Consider the following 16,461-nt stretch of genomic DNA (forward strand, 5'->3'; position numbering starts at 1 on the left):
GGTTAGAGAACGCGCGATTGCTGTCCTATTTTGGGCAGGGATCAGCGGATCAGGCGACGCATCGGCGGGATGTGGTCGAGGATCAAGACGCACAGCGCCGACGCCAGCACCGCGAGCAGCGCATTGCCGAGGCAGGCGGCGAGCGTCGCCTGACCCAGCAGGCGCGCCGCGAGGTCGAGGAACAGCAGGTGCACGACATAGAGGCCGAGGCTGAGCCGCGCGAGCCGCGCGAACAGCGGCGACAGGCGGAACGTCGACGGGATCGCCAGCGCGACGAGGAAGGCGGCGATGCCATAAGGGATGGTCATCAGCGTGTTGTCGGTGAAACGCGGGAAGGGGATGGTGCCGACCGCGACCAGCGCCGCGACCTCGGCGAGTTGCAGCAGCGCGGCGACGGCGAACACTGCCAGCGCAAGGCGTAGCGGAATATGACGGCCGCGATCGCGCAGCCACGCGCCCGCGGTGACGAACAGCAGGCCGAAGAAGGGGCCGTTGCGTGTGTTGAACGGCGGCTTCGGCAAATGAAGCAGCAGGCGCAACGGTCCGAAGGCGAACGCCAGCGCATAGAAGACGAGCGCCAGCGCGAGCACCGCGCCCCAGCCGAGCCGGCTGCGCACGACGGCGAACAGCACGCCGGCGACGCCCAGCGCGGGCAGGAACCAGAGATGCTGGCCGTCGAGACCGGTGATCAGCAGCCGCACGATCATCGCCGGCGAGCGCAATTCGGCGAGCGAGCCCTGGAAATAGAGGATGTAGACCAGCGCCCACACCAGGAAGGGCGGCGCGAGCCTGACGAGCAGGCGCAATGCGGTCCGCTCGGGCGAGCGTTGCGGCATGAAATAGCCGAAGGCGACGAAGAAGAAGGGCACGGCGAAGCGCGACAGCAATGCGATCACGTCGGCCGCGACCGGCGCGTCCTGGGCGCCGTTGGACACCGCATGGATCAGCACCACAGCGACGAAGGCGACCAGCCGCATCAGGTCGATGCCGGCGAGGCGGATCGTGCCGTCTGGCGGCGTCACCGGGGAAGCGTCGATTGCCGTCGCGATGGCCGATCCCTTTCCGCTCAAGCCTCGCATCGACCGGCGGCCGGACCGGCCCGACACGGTGTCGGCACGATCTGGACGGGGAGATGCCAAGCACCGCCAACAGGTTGGCGGCAAAGGTTAGCATAACCCGGCGACGGACCGGCAAGCTTTTGCGAAAGGTGGCGCGATAAACGGCTAAGCGACTGGGATCGCCTCGGTAATTCTACCGGGCAGCGTCAGTCCTTGTAATAATTGCGATACGCGCGACGCCTTCTGCGCCTCGACCGTCGGTTCAGCAAAACCACGATCAGACTTAATCCGACCAGCGCCGCGATTATGATGAGGGTAGGAACCGACATGCTCACGATTAATCAAAGGCTCCCTCGTGAACGCGTTGCCGCATCTAACAATGATGCGCTGCGATATGCAACGCCAAATCGCCTCGTACCGTGTTCAACAATGGGAAAGCATTCGACCCGATAGCGGCCAATAGCGACACTTGACCAAGCCAGTTTTGGTAAATACAAAATAAACGCGAGGCACGCATCAAGGTCGCCGCGCCATTCAAACAGCATGAACCGGTCGAGACCATTATAGCGCGATCGCGATCCGCGCCTTGAGCAATGCACGATCAATATTCGCGGTGACCGGCTATGGGCAGACCCGATCCGGGATTAATGCTCATGTACGGCACTGCGGCATTTCGAGGGATCATGGCCGTTTCGGATAGGGTCGGGCGACTTGGCGCGACGGGGTCGGGCAGCGTACACAATGTCCGTCGACCTCGATCGTCTTGGCGGTCATGCGAAACCCTGCGGCGCCGGCGGCAACGCTGATGATATTCGCCGCGGTATGGCCCCTGATCGGCGTGGATTGCCCGCACCTCTGGCAGACCAGGGTGATACGCGGCTGATATTGCTCGCCTTCTATCGCCCGATTGTCGGTCGGCTGGACGAGGTTGGCCTGCATCAGGATATCGAGGATGCGATAGACGCTCGCCGCGGCGGGTTCGGCGTTCACCTTGGTCGAGGCGGTGGCGAGCGCGAAGATCTGGTCGCGCGCATCGGCGTGCGCCGCCTCCTGCGCGGGCGACACCATGGCGCCGTCGCCCGCCGCGGCACCGCCACGCCGACGGCGCAGCTTGGCGGCGATGCCGAGCACCATCGATTCACCGCCCTGCGGCCGGCCGGCGACCTGCCAGAGCAGCAGCACCGTCGCGCCGAACGCCAATGCGCCGAGCGCGGCGAGCGCGGCGAGCGCCACCGTCAGCCACGGCCGCGACAGATCGGTCGGGAGCAGCTGTGCCACCGGGAAGACGACCGCCCCCATCACCAGGCAACCGAGGATCGGACGCAGGATCGCCTTGAGCTGCGCCCAGACCGGCAGTTCGATGGCGTCGCGCGCGGCGCGCACCGCCATCCCGGCCAGCACCAGCGCGGCGGCCGCCCGCGCGGCCGCGATCCCCGGGATCAGGAAGAACCAGGCGCCGGCGATGACCAACGGCACCTTGACGAGGAAGTCGGTGAGCTGGCGGTTGAAGATCAGCGTCGAGCGGCGCAGCGCCAGCGCCAGCGCGTTGAGCGGCGTCCACAACAGGCCGGGAATGCCGGCGAGCGCCAGCCATTGCAGGATCGGCGCGACCATATCCCATTTCGCGCCGAGCGCGAGGCTGACGACGGGATGGGCGAGCAACGCAGTGCCGGCGAGGATCGGAAAGCCGAGCAGCGCCACCGCCGCGAAGGTCTTGAGATAGGCCTGGCGCAGCCGCTCGGGATCGTCGCGCACCGCGACCAGCCCCGCCGACAGCGGCCCGAGGATCGGCGTCAGCAGCACCTGGCCGGGGATCGACGCCAGACTGTCCGCCATGGTGAAGCGGCCGACCGTCGCGGTCGGCGCGAGCCGGCCGAGCACCAGCCGGTCCATCTGCCAGGCGAAGGCGGAGAACAATTGCGCGCCGCTCAGCCAGCTCAGGAAGTTGCGGAACAGCCGCCAGTCCTTGAGCGAGAAGGTGGGCCGATAGGGGGCGAGGACGAACGACATCAGCGACGCCGTCACCGGCGACAGGATGGTGCCGAGCGCCAGCGCCCAATAGCTGCCCGTCGCCACCGCGACGCCGATCGACACGCACAGCGACACGACCTTGCCGAGCAATTCGGTGGCGACGGTCCGGCGGAAGTCGAGATCGCGATTGTACAGCGCCAGCCGCGGATTGCTGATGCCGCGGAACGCCGGCGCCAGCGCCAGCGCGGCGATCAGCGGCAGCAATCGTGCGTCGCCATAGACCATCGCGAAGGGCCAGGCCGCCGCGCCGATCAGGATCGCCAGGACGACGCCGCGCAGCACGCTGAGCGTGAAGGCGGTATCCATCATCGTCCGGGTGATGTCGCGCTCGACGAGCAGCACCTGCGACACCGGCAGTTCCATCACCGCCTCGACGATGAAGATCAGGCTCATCGCGATGCTGATCAGGCCGAAGTCGGCGGGCTGCAACAGCCGCGCCAGCACGATCAGCGCGACGAGATCGATCAGCCGCGACAGCAATCGCCCGCCGACCGCGAGGATCGAGGCGAGCGCGGTGCGATGCGAGGCGGTCGCCGCGACGGCGGTGGTGCGGGTGGCGGCGGCCGGGGCGGGGACGCCCGCCGATCCTAGCGCCACGTCAGGACCGCGCCGCAAGAGAAAGGGCCGCAAGAGAAAGGGGTGTCCCGGGGACGGGGCGCACGGCCGCAACGAACGCCAATACTCTCTGCTCCGATGATGACATCGACGGACCGGGACCGACGTGATCCTGGACCGCAAGCCGCGCCGCAGCCGCTTAGCGCATTGATTAGCGGTTCCTTCATCGTCTGTCACCCGCATTGAACCATTGCTTTCGGCGCGTCGCTGGCCTGATATGGGGCCATAAGCACGATGCAGGTGCGCGCCGCGCCGCGGCCGACGGGAGAGGAATGCAGACGACGGCCGAGCAACAGCACCCGACCCGCCGCCTCTGGTATAGTTAACGCCTGTTGACCAAGAACAGATCGGCAAGACACGTGCGCTGCAATAGCGCGATCGCAGTCCCGGCAGGGTCCAGACACGCGGGATCGGCCATGAGTGTTATCGTCGCGGTCTTTCTGTTCATCACTGTTGCCACAACGGTTGCGAATAAGCTGGTACGGCCGGTGAACATCGTTCACACTGTCTTTACCTTTTTTGGCTTAGAGCTATATCCAGAAGATTAGGGTGCGATATGGCGATAACTGCTCAGATCATCAGTGACGACCGCAGCTCGGAACGGTTCCCGGCCGGGCTCAACGCGACACTGCGCGACCAGGTGACGCGTCCCCACGACGTGATGATCGACGATCTGTCGCTGACCGGCTTCCGCCTGTCGGGCGGCCCGGCGATGGCGCTGGGCAGCGAGGCGTCGATCGGCTTCGCCGGCATCGGCGTGCATCAGGCGCGGGTGACGCGCCAGGACGGCGACGTCTACGGCTGCGAGTTCGTCACGCCGATCACGCAGGAGATGCTGACCCGCGCGCTCACCGCCGGCCCGGTCGCGCCGATCGCCTTCCCGACCGCGGCGGGCCCGTCGCTGCTCGACCACGTTCCCGAACCTTATGTCGAACCCTATTCGGGCCGCACCAAGCTGGCGATCGCGACGGTCGCGGCCGCCGCAGGCTGGGCGGTCGCAGCCGGCCTGTATTTCGCGCTGACCTGAGCGTCGGGGGCGGGGGATGACCCGCCCGCCCCGCACCGTCAGAAGCGCAGCACCGCCGATGCGGTCACGTTGCGCCCGGCGAAGGTCCGCGCGCTGGCGATGCCATCCGCCGGAATATAGTCCCGGGGACGGCCGACCTCGGTAACCGCGGTCACGTTGAACAGATTCTGCGCGTTCAGCCCCAGCCGGATCGTCGGCGTCACGTCGACCGACGCAAAGCCGTTGGTCAGGACGTAACCCGGCATCTTCAGCGTATTGGAGTCACCCGCATAGGATGACGTCGTGCCGGTGACGTTCAGGCCGACGACGAAGCGGCCGGTATCGATCGACGGCGTCGCCTGGAAGACGATAGCGGCCTGGCGATAGGGGATGTGCCCGTCGAGCGTCGGATCGACCTCGCTCTCGGAAATGCGGGCATGGGTATAGGTCGCCCCGCCGAGCAGGTGGAAGATGCCGCGGTCGAACCCGCCCTCGAATTCGACGCCGTAGGACCGGTAATGGTTCTTGACCAGCATCTGCACCGGGACGGCGATCTCGTTGGTCTCCGCGGTGAGCGCGCGGAAGGCGGTGAGGTTGGCGAAGAGCGGACCGGAGCGGAGCTTGATGCCGAGATCCTGCTGGTCGACGAAATTGACCGCGACCTCGTCGGCGATGCTGCCGTCCGCGCGAACGCCGCCCCCGAACAGCAGATGGTCGGCGTTGAAGCGCGCGCCGCGGCTCACCCGCCCGAACGCCGCGACATCATGGACGATCTCGTAATTCACGCCGACCGAATAGGTGAGGTAGGACTTGCGGTAATCGACGGGCTGCGCCGCGTTGAGGTCGACAACGGGAACGCGCTGTTCGGGCGTCTGGATACGCCCGTCCTGGTTGACGTCGATCATGCCCGGGCGGCTGGGGCCGGCATAGAAGCCGTTGGCAGACGAAATGTTGTAGCGGATGCTGCCGCCGACGTTGAGCCCGCCAATCTGGAAATTGGCGCCGAAATAGGGCGCGTCGATATTATAGTCGACGTCGTAGAAGCGCTGGCAGCAATTGCCGAATATGGGTTCGCCATAAGCGATCAGCCCGTTCTGCGTCACCGGCTGGCCGGCGCTGTCGTAGACGTCGAGCAAGGCGGCGCGATGGCCCTTCGCCTCCTCGAGATAGCTGTTCCAATGCCAGTCCATGCTGACCTTCTGGAATGACTTGAAATAGCCGAGCGCGATGCTGCCCTTGAAGGCGCCGAGATGGTAATCGCGGGTCAGCGACAGGATGTTGGTCGCATTGGTTAAATCGTTGAGCGTGACGCCGAAGGTCAGCGCGTAGAGGCCCAGGCCGTTGCCGTTGAGCCGGGTCGGGTCGGCGATCGCCCGACCGGCGTTCGGCCCGCTGGCATAGGCCACCGTCGCGCCCGCTTCGCCGATCCTGCCCGCCAAGGTTGCTAGCGGCGCCACATCCGCCGGGAAGGAGGTGATGACGCTGCCCGAATTGCTGGCGACGTTGAACATGTCGCTGAAATTGAAGCCGTCGCCCAGGTCGAACGACACCTGCGCGCCACCGCCGCGGGTCTTGATGCGATAGCCGTCGGCAAGGTCGGAGGCGATCCGGTTGCCGTCATGACCGATCGCGGTGTCGCTGCGGAAATAGGGCGACAGGGTCGTGCCGGACCGCAGATCGAAATCGGGGAAGCTCTCGTAGACCGGCTTGTCCGCGGTGCCGGTGATGCGGGCCGGCGTCGGCATGTAGAGCGGCGAGCGATCGTCGAGAACCTTGACGCTCAGCCGGATGAAGCCGTTGTCGAACTTGCGCGTGACATTGGCCTTGAACTGGCCGCCGCGCTCGGCGGTATAGCCCGTGTTCCTGAGCCCCTTGCCGATGCGGTAGAAGCCGCCGACGTGGAAGGTCCAGTCGTGGCCGATCGGTGCGCCGTAATCGGCATCGAGCCGGGTCCGGTCGAAGTCGACGCCGCGGCTGAAGCCGATCGACCCGCCGGCGACGTCGCCGGTCTTGCTGATGAAGTTGATCACCGCGCCGGGGGCGTTGCTGGTGAAGGTCGACGCCGATCCGCCGCGCAGCACCTCGACGCGCTGGATGTTGTAATCGGGACGCAGGAAGGTGTCGGCGGTGGCGAAGGCGATGTCGCCGAAATCGAGCAGCGGCAGGCCGTCTTCCTGGAACTGGACGAACTTGGCCCCGCCGCTGGCGGAGGGCAGGCCGCGCACCGCAATATTGGCATTGGTCTCGCCGCCCGACGATTCCGACCGCAGACCGGGAATGTTGCGCAGCAGATCGGCACTGCCCAGCGGCGCGAGCCGGACGAGGTCGGTGGCATCGACCGCGCTGATCGAGATGCTGGTGGTCAGCCGGCGCCGTGGGCGCGCCGTCCCGGTGACGATGATGTCCTTGTCGGGCGGCAAGGTCTCGTCAGCGGATGCCGGCGTGGCGGATGCCGGGGCATCGGATACCGGCACGGTGGTTTGCGCCGAAGCGTCCTGCGAGATCAACGCGATCGCAGCCACACCGACCAGCAAACGGGACGTAACGTTCATTCGAATACCTCATGCGGCGCCGAAACCTCCTTCGGCCGCATCAATTATAGAGGGGGCGGGCGACGCCGATCGGGCATCGGCCAGGCGCGAAACCGCGATCGGCCCGCCATCGACGTCGATGCTCTTGGGAACGTTAGCGCTCCTCGCGGTGACTAAATTTCAAGCGGCTGGATGCACTCGGCCGTACCGCATCCGTCGGAGCCGTTCGGCGCAGACCTAGCCGAACCCCGGATACGATGGTTCACGGGGCCATAGACGGCATCACAGGCCAATAAGCCGGCATCCCCCGATCGAAAGCATCACCAAATAAAATGAATTTTTCAGCCGGATCGTCAGAATACCGTCATACGACGGCAGTACCAGCAGTCTGATTGCAATAGAGTCGATCCGGCAAAGTGCGCATTGGATCGATCATGCAGTGTGTACCGCGATTAGCCGGCACTTTCTAAAGATCTGCGTTCAATTGGCGCATTGTGGTTGTTTGACAACGGCCGCAATCCGAACTCCGAAGGGAAAACAACGATCGTGGCCAGCGGCATGAACCGCCTCAAGTCTTCGCTGCGCGCCGCACGTGATTGGCTGCGCAACGAACCGGACAAGGGTCACGCGGCAGATCTCACGCTGGCCTGCCCATCGGATGTTCAGCGAACATCAATCGACATGCCAGGGCCAGAGATTTGGGATCATGCGCGTGATCGGGCCGAAGAAGCCGATCGAATCCGGCGCAATGGTTATCCATGATCCAGCCCCTTCTATCATCATGACAACGAACAAGATTTGCGGTGCCCCAGATGGGACGACATCCGATCGCAACCGAATGCCACCGGTTGCCGCCGAACGTCCCGATCACGTTCAGAACTGCGACGAAGAGAACAGAATGACATCCGAGATCAAGACCATACAGGCACGATTGGTGCAGGGATGGGAGATCGTCGAAGCCGATACCGGGATCGGCCTGATATTCAAACTCGCGAGATCGGACGGCAATGGCATGGTCGAGATCGTCGGCGATATTCCGCTTCTCCTGTCACCGGCACATTGTCGTTCGCTGGCAGCGCACCTGAACGAGATCGCTGATCGCACGAACGGTTCGGCGCGTCGCCCCTGAGGTTGCGTCGTTCGCACTTGCCGTTGTCCAAACCGGACTCGGCGTTTCACCCCGATCCGACCGGGACGCACGGCATCGTGCCGCACCGCACGCCGGCAATTGCTGGCGGGCAGGAGCGTTGCAAGCGGCGGGAATGCCCCTATAGCCGTGTGCATTACGACGGTGGCAGGATCGGACCTTCTGGCCCGCGCCATCGTCAAACCCCTGCCATCGGTCCCCTACCGTCGATGTTACGGGTCGCTCGCTCGACTATGGGGATGCGTGTTGACGATCGTTCAGGGACACAAACAGCATTTTCTCGTGCTCGACGGCATGCGCGGGATCGCCGCACTGATCGTGGCCGGGCTGCACGCCAGGGAGTTGATGATCGGCGGCCGGCTGCTCGACCATTCGTACCTCGCGGTAGATTTCTTCTTCTGCCTCAGCGGCTTCGTCATCGCCTACGCCTATGAGGGCCGGCTGGCATCGGGCATGCGGCTCGCGACGTTCGCCAAGCTGCGGTGGATTCGCCTGTATCCGATGATCTTCATCGGAGCGCTGCTTGGCGGCCTTGTGCTGATCGCCGGGCGCAAGGATGGCATCATCGTGCCGACGGTCATCACGATCGGGACCATGCTCCTGATCCCCGCCGGATTCTTCTTCAGGAAACAGGCCTATCCCAGCGACAATCCGATCTGGTCGCTGTTTTTCGAGGTCATCGCCAATATCGTCTATGCGCTGTCGCCGCGATTGTCGGCGCGGTCCTTCGGCGCCCTGCTGCTGCTGTCGGCGCTGGGCTATGTCGCGATCTGCTATGCGTTCGACGGCATGCAGTTGGTCGGCTTCGATAGCTGGTGGAGCTTTGCGGCCGGTTTCGTGCGCGTGACATTCCCGTTCGCGGCCGGCGTCGCCATCTTCCGTCTCGGCCTGCACCGCCGCAGCGGCGTGCCGACATGGCTGCCGCTGATCGCGCTGCCGGCGCTCCTGCTCTTTCCGATCGCCTCGCAGGCGATCGCCGACGCCGTGATCGCCTTGGTGTGCCTGCCGGCGCTAGTCGTGCTTGGCGCCCGCACCGCGCCTGCGGCAGCCCTTGCGCCGTGGCTGAAGGCATTGGGCGAACTATCCTATCCGCTGTACCTGCTGCACCAGCCGATCCTGCGCGTCGTCAAGAATGCGCCGCACATCGACGTGGTGCGATCGATCCATCCCCTGTTGCCGCCGCTGATGGGGATCATCCTCGCCGTCGTCGCATCGGCCATCGCGATCCGCGTGTACGACCGGCCGGTCCGCAAGCTGCTGACGGCGCACCTCGGCCGGGTCGCGGCCTGAGCGCCATCAGGCCCGCGTAAACCCGTCTCCGCCTTCCGTCAGCGCGCTTCAGGCTCCGCCGACGCCAGCACGCTGTCGGCCGCGACCAGCCGTTCGGCGCGCGCGACCTCCGCGGCGAAGTCGCGCAGGAAATTGGCGCGGGCGAAGCGGCTGGCGTTGGCAATCGCCGCCTCGGGGTCGAAGCCGGGCAGCCAGGCGTCGAACCGCTCCATCGCCGCGATCAACGACTCCGCGCTCTGCTCGTGGAAGTGGATGCCGGTCTCGCCGTCGATCACCGTCTCGGTGCCACCGCCACGGCCGAACACCACCACCGGTCGCCCTGCGGCCTGCGATTCGACCGGGATGATGCCGAAATCCTCCTCGGCGGTGAAGATCAGCGCGCGCGCCTGCGCATAGGCCGCGCGCAGCTCGTCGAAGCGCATCCGCGTCGTGAAGCGGACGTTGGGGCCGGCGCGTGCCTTCAGCGTCTCGAGCATCGGGCCGTCGCCAATGACGTGCAGCTTGCGGCCGCTGCGGGTGAAGGCGTCGACCGCGATGTCGGGGCGCTTGTAGGGGACGAGCTGGCTGATCCAGACGCATTCGTCGCTGACCGCGTCGCTGCGCTGGAAGATGTCGACGTCGACCGGCGGATAGACGACGCTCGCCTCGCGGCCCCAGAATTTGCCAATGCGCCGGCGGACGAACTGGCTGTTGGCCATGATGACGTCGGGCCGCGACGCGCTCATCCGGTCCCAGGCGCGCATCCGCGGCGCGACCAGCCGCAGGTAGAGGCCGGCGAGCTTGCCGCTCGCCTTGCGATAGGCGTGATATTGATCCCAGATGTAGCGCATCGGCGAGTGGCAATAGGTGACGTGGACCGCGTCGGGGCGGGTGATGACGCCCTTGGCCGGCCCGGCCTCGCAACTGATGACGAGGTCGTAGGCGCTCAGATCGAGCGCCTCGAGCGCGGCGGGCATCAGCGGCAGGTATTTCTGATATTGCGTCTTCGCCAGCGGCAGCTTGCTGATGAAGGTGCTGAAGATGCGATGGCGCTTGAGCGTCTGCGACAGCGCATTCTCGTCGACGACATGGGTGAAGATGTCGGCGTCGGGATAGAGATCGCAGATCCGCTCGAGCACGCGCTCGCCGCCCCGCATCGTCACCAGCCAGTAATGGACGATCGCCACCTTGCGCGGGCGGGCCGGGATGCTCTCGCCGGGCGTGGGGTCTACGGTCATCGAATAGGGTCCTGTTGCAAAAGCAGCGCCATGCCGCGAACTTACTGGGGCAGCGGCAGATGGGAACGCGTGTCGCGGCGATCGGGAAAATAATTGCGCGGCGTCGCTTTGGCGGCCGGGGTCGGGGTCGCGGCGGGGGCCGGCTGGCCGGCGGTCGCGCCGCTGCCGCCGCCCGGGTTCGCGCCGCTGTCCGACGTGGTGTCGGTGACGGTCGGGCCGGGATAAGCGGGCAGCGCGAGCGGCACGCCGACGACCGCGCGCGTATCGACGTCGCTCGCCGGCAGCGTCGGATCGGGCAGCGTCGGCGCGAGCAGCGCCGGGTCGGTGGGCAGCGCCGCGGCCGCGGTGCGGAAGGCGGTGTAATCGTGGGGCTGGCCGGGCAGGCGGTAGAAGATATGGTGGCCGAGGATGCCGAGCTTGAGCAGCTCGGGCGCCCATTTCGGGAAGACGTAGAGCGTGTGGTAATGCGTCGCCTGTCCGGCCTCGGCCGAGGTCCAGCCATCGAGCGCGGCGGTGGCGACGCCCATCGCGACCTTGAAGCGCGCCGGATTGGGCGCCCGCGCGAGCGAACCGTCGCAGGTGAAGCTGAACTGGCAGCCCGTCGGCCGGTCGGCCCCCTGGTTGACCACCTCGCAGATCGTCTTGGGATAGCGCGGATGGCGCAGCCGGTTGAGCACGACCTGCGCGACCGCGCGCTGGCCGCTCAGCGGCTCGCCGTTCGCCTCGTAATAGACCGCATTGGCGAGGCAGACGGTCTGGCGTTCGAGATCGGCGCCGAGCCAGGCGGCGACGAAGGGCGGCGCCAGCGGGTTGCTGGCATGGCTGAGCGGCAGCGCGAGGTTGCGGGCGAGCGCGTCCTGCGGCGACAGTTTGAGGATCGCGCTCGGTACGAAGGTGTCGAGCGGCAGCTCGTCCTCGGCCAGCGGCGCGGGGGCTTCGACCTTGGTGCGCGCCGGGCCGAAGGGAATGGCGTCGAGGAAGGTGCTGTCGTCGTCCATCGTCAGCAGCGCGGTCACCAGCCCGATGACGAGCAGCACCGCGGCCAGGCCCCAGAGCGTCGATCGTTGGGAATGGGAAAGCGACACGGGCGGTCCTCGGGCAATCGGGGCGGCCGCACCCTTATGCCGATCGTTCGGCGGGTGTCCTGCGCGGGATCGGATCGATCCCCGCCGCATCGTGTGTTTTCGGGACATTTGCAAGCTGGCAGAGGCGATTGCATTGGCTAGGGTCGTCGCGAACCGGCGGTTGGCCACGGCTCGGTCGGACAGGGGAAGGATATGAGCGTATTGCCCGATCGCGAGCGTGCCTCGCCTGCACCACCGACATCGGCGCCGCGTCCGCTCGGCTGGGCGGCGCCGGCGCTTGCCGGGCTGGTCGTCGTGCAGATCCTTGCGGGTGGCGCCAACCAGGGCCTCGCCAGCGCGATCGCCGCCTTCGCCGATGCCTTGCTCGCGATCGCGGTGATCGCGCTGTCGCCGGCCGCGTCGCGCTTCTGGCGGCTGGCGCGGCTGCCGCTCGCGCTGCTCGCCGTGGCGCTGGCGTGGGCGGCGCTGCCCGGATTGCTGCCGCAGGGGCTGGGCAGCGCGCTCGGCGTGCCCGCCAATCCGGCCGCCGATCTGTTCGGCCTCGCGCTCGCCAAGGCGCTGGCGACGACGCTGCTGACCCTCGTCGCCGCGCTGCTCGCCTATCGTGCCGGCTCGGCGCGCGGCGTCATACGGGTACTGACGCTGATCGGGCTGGTCTATCTCGCCTGGGCGGCGGTCGATGCGATCGACTGGCTGTACGACAGCGCGCGCGCGTCGCGCTACAGCGGCACGATCGGCAATCCCAATGCCGCCGGCATCACCTTCGCGGCGCTCGCCCTGCTCGCCGGCGGACTGGCGCTCGCCCCCGACGAGGAAGCGATGCAGCTGCGCCTCGCCGCGCTGGCCGGGAGCGCGGTGGCGCTGGTGCTGTGCGCGTTGACCGGCAGCCGCAGCGCGGTGCTGCTCGCGATGCTGGGCGGCGCCCTGCTGCTGGTGCGGCGCTGGCGGCGCTGGCAGGACGGCCGGCCGCCGCTCCGACTGCTCGGCCCCGCGGCGCTGGCGCTGATCGTGCTGCTGGTGCTGGTCGCGGTGTTCACCCCGGTCGCCGACCGCTCGGCCTATCTGCCCGAAGATGCCGGATCGCGCTGGGCGGTGATCGATCATTACACCGGCGTGGCCAACCAGAGCCCGCTGTGGGGCCATGGTCTCGGCAGTTTCTACGAGGTCAACCAGCGCACGCTGACCGCGGAGGTGGCGCCGCTCTACTGGAATTTCGGCGCCGCGCACAATGCGCCGGTACAGCTCGCGATCGAGGCGGGCTGGCCGGGGCTGGCGCTGCTGCTGATCGCGCTGGCGGCGATCGCCTTCCAGATCGCGCGGGCGCGGCGCGACTGGTGGTCGGTCGCGCCGCTGTGCGCATTGCTCGCGATCGCCGGCAGCGCGATGGTCGACATCGCGCTCAACGTACCGGCGGTGGCGGCAGTGTTCGCGGTGCTGCTCGGCTCGGTATGGGGCGCGGCGCTGGCGAGCGGCGCGACGCGGCGGCCGGTGGCGGCGCGACGGCCCGTGACGGCGCGGAAGCGACCGCGGCGCGCGAAGGCCTCGACGACCTGACATCCATCCGTTGGTGCGAATATCCATCCGTTGGTGCTGAGCCTGTCGAAGCACCTTGGGACCCACCTGCCCTTCGACAGGCTCAGGGCGAACGGGCTGGGAGGCGGGTAAGCGGGTAAGCAGGCAGCCTCCCGTCGTCACGCCTCAAGGCTTCGGCTGCACCCGCAGCGCGAAGCGGACCGACATCGGCGAGCCGCCCATGATGTCGACCAGCCGGTCGTTGAAGCGGCCGTCGAGCGCCGCGAGCCACGCCGCCTCGGCGACCGCCGCCTCCTGCGTCGCGGCGGGCAGGTCGCGCCAGTAGCGTGCCGCATAGGCCGCGCGCCAGAAGCCCTCGGCGGTGAGGAAGGGCGCGGCGGCATAACTGGCGATGAAGGCCCGCAGGCTCACCGGGGTCGGGTGATCGCCGGGGGCGATCGCGAGCTGGCTATGGAGCAGCAAGGTCGCCGCGGCGTCCGGCCGGCCGGCATCGGCAACCGCGAGCATCGCGCGGGCATGGGCGAGGCTGGCGCGATCCGAGCCGGGCGGCACCGCGGCACCGGCCTGCCGCAACCACAAAGCGGCAAGCCCGATCGCGGCGCGCGGCGGCACGTCGGCGGGCCGCCAGCCCGCCGCCTCGGCGAGCAGCGCGGCGCGGACCGACGGTTCGGCGTCGCGCGCCGCAGCGACCGCGGCGACGCGCCGTTCGCTGCCGATCGCCATCCCCGACACGACGAGCGTCACCCCCGCAGCCACCAGCCACGCCGGCCTCAGGCGGGAGCGGGTCACGCGCCCTTATTCGTTGTAGTAGGAGGAGTAGCGCGCCGAATAATAGAGGCCGCCCATCGCTTCCGAGCGGTGATCGACCATCGTCAGCACCGCGCCGAGCACCTCGCCCTGGCTCTGTTCGAGCCCGGCGAGCGCGGCGTCGACCGCGGCGATCGGCGTCGTGTTCCACTTGATGACCAGCATCACCGCATCGGCGAGACCGACCAAAGTGCGGGCATCGGCGATGCCGAGCAGCGGCGGGGTGTCGAGGATGATGAAATCGTAGCGGCCGCGCGCCTCGGCGAGCATCGCTTCCATCCGGCCCCCGCCGAACAGGTCGATCGGGGTGAACAGCGAGCCCTGGACGAGCAGCAGGTCGAGTCCGTCGACCTCGTCGGGGATCACCGCCTGCGCCATCGACGCACGGCCTTCGAGCACGTCGGCAAGACCGGTGTCGACCGAGCGGTTGAGCGCGCGGAGCACGCCGGCACGGCGCACGTCGCAGTCGATCAGCAGCACACGGTCGCCGCTCAGCGCCATGATCCGCGCCAGCGACAGCGCGCTGGTCGTCTTGCCCTCGCCCGGCAACGTCGAGGCGAGCGCGATCACCTGGGTCGGCTGGCTCTGGTTGCGCGACACGATGAACGAGCGGATCGCGCGATAGGCCTCGGCATAGACCGTCATCGGCTTGGCGACGAGCGTCGTCGCCGGATTGGCGACGCGGCGCGACCGCAGCTTCCACGGCGTCGGCAGACGCGGCACCGAGGCGACGAACGGCAGGCCGAGCATCGTCTCGATGTCCTCGGGCTTGCGGATCGTCGAGCTCAGCCCCTCGAACAGCAGCACGCCGGCGAGACCGAAGACGAGGCCGATCAGCAGGCCGGCCGCGGCGAACGCCTTGACCTGCGGGAAGGTCGGCTTGGTCGGGATCGTCGCATTCTCGATGATGTTCGCCTGCGGCGTCGAGACGCGCTGCGCCTGCGTCGACTGCTGCGCTGCCTGCGCGAGGCGGGTGTAGGCGGTACGCTTGGCCTCGGCGTCGCGCTCGAGGCTGCCGGCCATCACCGACGCCTGGTCGTCGCGGGCAACGCCGCGCTGGAGCGTGTTGAGGCGATTGCGCAGGCTGGCGGCGCGTGCCTCGGCGGACAGCGCCTGGCTGCGCAGGCCGCCGACGACGCGCTGCGCCTCCTGGCGGATCTGCGCGTCGAGCGATTCGATCTGCTGCGCGACCTGGATCGACAGCGGATAGCGCGGGCCGTAGCGCGAGCTGAGCTCGGCGCGACGCTTCTCCGCCTCGGTGCGCTGGCGGCGCAGGTCGGCGATGACCCCCGACGACAGCACCGCGGAGATCGCGTCGGTACCGCCGGTGGCATTCTGCCGTTCCGCCACCGACACCGCCGAGCGCGCCGCGGCGGCCTCGGATTCGGCGGTGGCGAGCTGCATCGACAAAGGCGCGATCTGCTGGTCGGTGATCGTGCCGCCTTCGCCGCTCTGGCTGATGCCGCTCTGCGCGCGATAGGAGGCGAGGCGCGCGTCGGCGGTCTGGACCTCGGCGCCGAGCTCGCGCAGCCGGTTCTGGATCGACTGCGACTGTTTCGCCGCAGTGCCCATCAGATTGTCGGCGGTGCCGGCGACATAGGTGCTGGCATAGGTGTTGGCGATCCGCGCCGCCTTGGCACCGTCGATCGAGCGGATGCCGATGAGGACGAGATAGCTCTTGTCGTCGCGGTTGATCTTGAGGTGCTCGAGCACACCGCTGGTCGCGCGTTCGATCGCGGTGTTGGCGGGGCCCTTGCCGGTGAATTCCGGATCGCGATCGAGGCCGAGCTGGGTGACGACCTTGCGCGCGGTGGCGCGCGAGCCGATCACCTGCACCTCGGTGTTGACCGCGGTCTGGTCGGCGGGCTGTTCGGTGCCGTTGCCGAAGTCGAGCGGCGAGGCGGCATTGGGGGTGATGCGCACCTTGGCGAACGCGTCGTATTTCGGCGTCAGCATCAGCGCCGTGCCGAGCGCGGCCGCGAACACCACCAGCGCGGTGACGACCACGATGATCCAGCGGCGACGGATCGCTTCGCCGACCGACTTCAGGGTGACAGCGCGCCGTCCGACATGACGTGACTGGTCGAAGCGGCTTGCTTCCTCTTGCTCGGCCAGCGTGGACATCTTGTTCATACGGTCGC

Annotated in this window: 12 protein-coding genes; 5 read left to right on the plus strand and 7 right to left on the minus strand. The window is 67.6% G+C overall.

What is annotated here, in order from left to right; all coding sequences use genetic code 11:
• Positions 1–41: 41 nt before the first annotated feature.
• Positions 42–1,022: an acyltransferase family protein gene (locus MC45_RS17890; protein WP_041394071.1), complete on the minus strand. Its 981-nt coding sequence runs from the start codon at positions 1,020–1,022 to the stop codon at positions 42–44.
• A 717-nt stretch (positions 1,023–1,739) separates the two neighbouring features.
• A complete protein-coding gene (locus MC45_RS17895; RefSeq protein WP_052075859.1) occupies positions 1,740–3,686 on the minus strand; it encodes an oligosaccharide flippase family protein in 1,947 nt (648 codons plus the stop codon).
• A gap of 574 nt (positions 3,687–4,260) precedes the next feature.
• Between MC45_RS17895 and MC45_RS17900 the strand changes: the two genes are divergently transcribed.
• Complete coding sequence (locus MC45_RS17900; RefSeq protein WP_052075860.1) at positions 4,261–4,731, plus strand: PilZ domain-containing protein; 471 nt, start codon at positions 4,261–4,263, stop codon at positions 4,729–4,731.
• 38 nt (positions 4,732–4,769) lie between these two features.
• On the opposite strand, the gene MC45_RS17905 is transcribed toward MC45_RS17900, so the two are convergent.
• A complete protein-coding gene (locus MC45_RS17905; protein WP_041394073.1) occupies positions 4,770–7,262 on the minus strand; it encodes a TonB-dependent receptor domain-containing protein in 2,493 nt (830 codons plus the stop codon).
• Positions 7,263–7,739: 477 nt separating this feature from the next.
• Here MC45_RS17905 and MC45_RS19425 point away from each other — a divergent pair, with 477 nt between their 5' ends.
• From MC45_RS19425 to MC45_RS17915, 3 genes are all read left to right on the plus strand, one after another.
• Positions 7,740–8,003 carry a hypothetical protein gene (locus MC45_RS19425; RefSeq protein WP_156143934.1) on the plus strand — a complete coding sequence of 88 codons (264 nt, stop codon included), beginning with the start codon at positions 7,740–7,742 and terminating at the stop codon, positions 8,001–8,003.
• Positions 7,948–8,370: a hypothetical protein gene (locus MC45_RS19430; protein WP_156143935.1), complete on the plus strand. Its 423-nt coding sequence runs from the start codon at positions 7,948–7,950 to the stop codon at positions 8,368–8,370. Before MC45_RS19425 ends, MC45_RS19430 begins: the two co-directional genes overlap by 56 nt.
• A gap of 99 nt (positions 8,371–8,469) precedes the next feature.
• Positions 8,470–9,678, plus strand: coding sequence for an acyltransferase family protein (locus tag MC45_RS17915; protein ID WP_156143936.1), 1,209 nt, complete (start codon positions 8,470–8,472; stop codon positions 9,676–9,678).
• A 38-nt stretch (positions 9,679–9,716) separates the two neighbouring features.
• Here the strand turns inward: MC45_RS17915 and MC45_RS17920 are convergent, their stop codons facing one another.
• Both MC45_RS17920 and MC45_RS17925 read right to left on the minus strand, forming a co-directional pair.
• Positions 9,717–10,895: a glycosyltransferase gene (locus tag MC45_RS17920; protein WP_052075861.1), complete on the minus strand. Its 1,179-nt coding sequence runs from the start codon at positions 10,893–10,895 to the stop codon at positions 9,717–9,719.
• 41 nt (positions 10,896–10,936) lie between these two features.
• Entirely contained in the window at positions 10,937–11,980 is a 1,044-nt protein-coding gene (locus MC45_RS17925; RefSeq protein WP_245640929.1) for a cell wall hydrolase, read from the minus strand.
• A 192-nt stretch (positions 11,981–12,172) separates the two neighbouring features.
• Between MC45_RS17925 and MC45_RS17930 the strand changes: the two genes are divergently transcribed.
• Complete coding sequence (locus tag MC45_RS17930; protein ID WP_041394078.1) at positions 12,173–13,534, plus strand: O-antigen ligase family protein; 1,362 nt, start codon at positions 12,173–12,175, stop codon at positions 13,532–13,534.
• Positions 13,535–13,678: 144 nt separating this feature from the next.
• On the opposite strand, the gene MC45_RS17935 is transcribed toward MC45_RS17930, so the two are convergent.
• Entirely contained in the window at positions 13,679–14,302 is a 624-nt protein-coding gene (locus MC45_RS17935; RefSeq protein ID WP_156143937.1) for a hypothetical protein, read from the minus strand.
• A 6-nt stretch (positions 14,303–14,308) separates the two neighbouring features.
• Positions 14,309–16,453: a GumC family protein gene (locus MC45_RS17940; RefSeq protein ID WP_041394080.1), complete on the minus strand. Its 2,145-nt coding sequence runs from the start codon at positions 16,451–16,453 to the stop codon at positions 14,309–14,311.
• Between the last annotated feature and the right edge of the window lie 8 nt (positions 16,454–16,461).

The organism is Sphingomonas taxi (assembly GCF_000764535.1).
Lineage (GTDB): Bacteria > Pseudomonadota > Alphaproteobacteria > Sphingomonadales > Sphingomonadaceae > Sphingomonas > Sphingomonas taxi.

Excerpts from the sequence above, each read along its gene's own strand:
- MC45_RS17900 (WP_052075860.1), top strand. The coding sequence starts at position 4,261 with ATGGCGATAACTGCTCAGATCATCAGTGACGACCGCAGCTCGGAACGG.
- MC45_RS17905 (WP_041394073.1), bottom strand. The coding sequence starts at position 7,262 with ATGAACGTTACGTCCCGTTTGCTGGTCGGTGTGGCTGCGATCGCGTTG.
- MC45_RS19430 (WP_156143935.1), top strand. The coding sequence starts at position 7,948 with ATGCGCGTGATCGGGCCGAAGAAGCCGATCGAATCCGGCGCAATGGTT.
- MC45_RS17920 (WP_052075861.1), bottom strand. The coding sequence starts at position 10,895 with ATGACCGTAGACCCCACGCCCGGCGAGAGCATCCCGGCCCGCCCGCGC.
- MC45_RS17930 (WP_041394078.1), top strand. The coding sequence starts at position 12,173 with ATGAGCGTATTGCCCGATCGCGAGCGTGCCTCGCCTGCACCACCGACA.
- MC45_RS17940 (WP_041394080.1), bottom strand. The coding sequence starts at position 16,453 with ATGAACAAGATGTCCACGCTGGCCGAGCAAGAGGAAGCAAGCCGCTTC.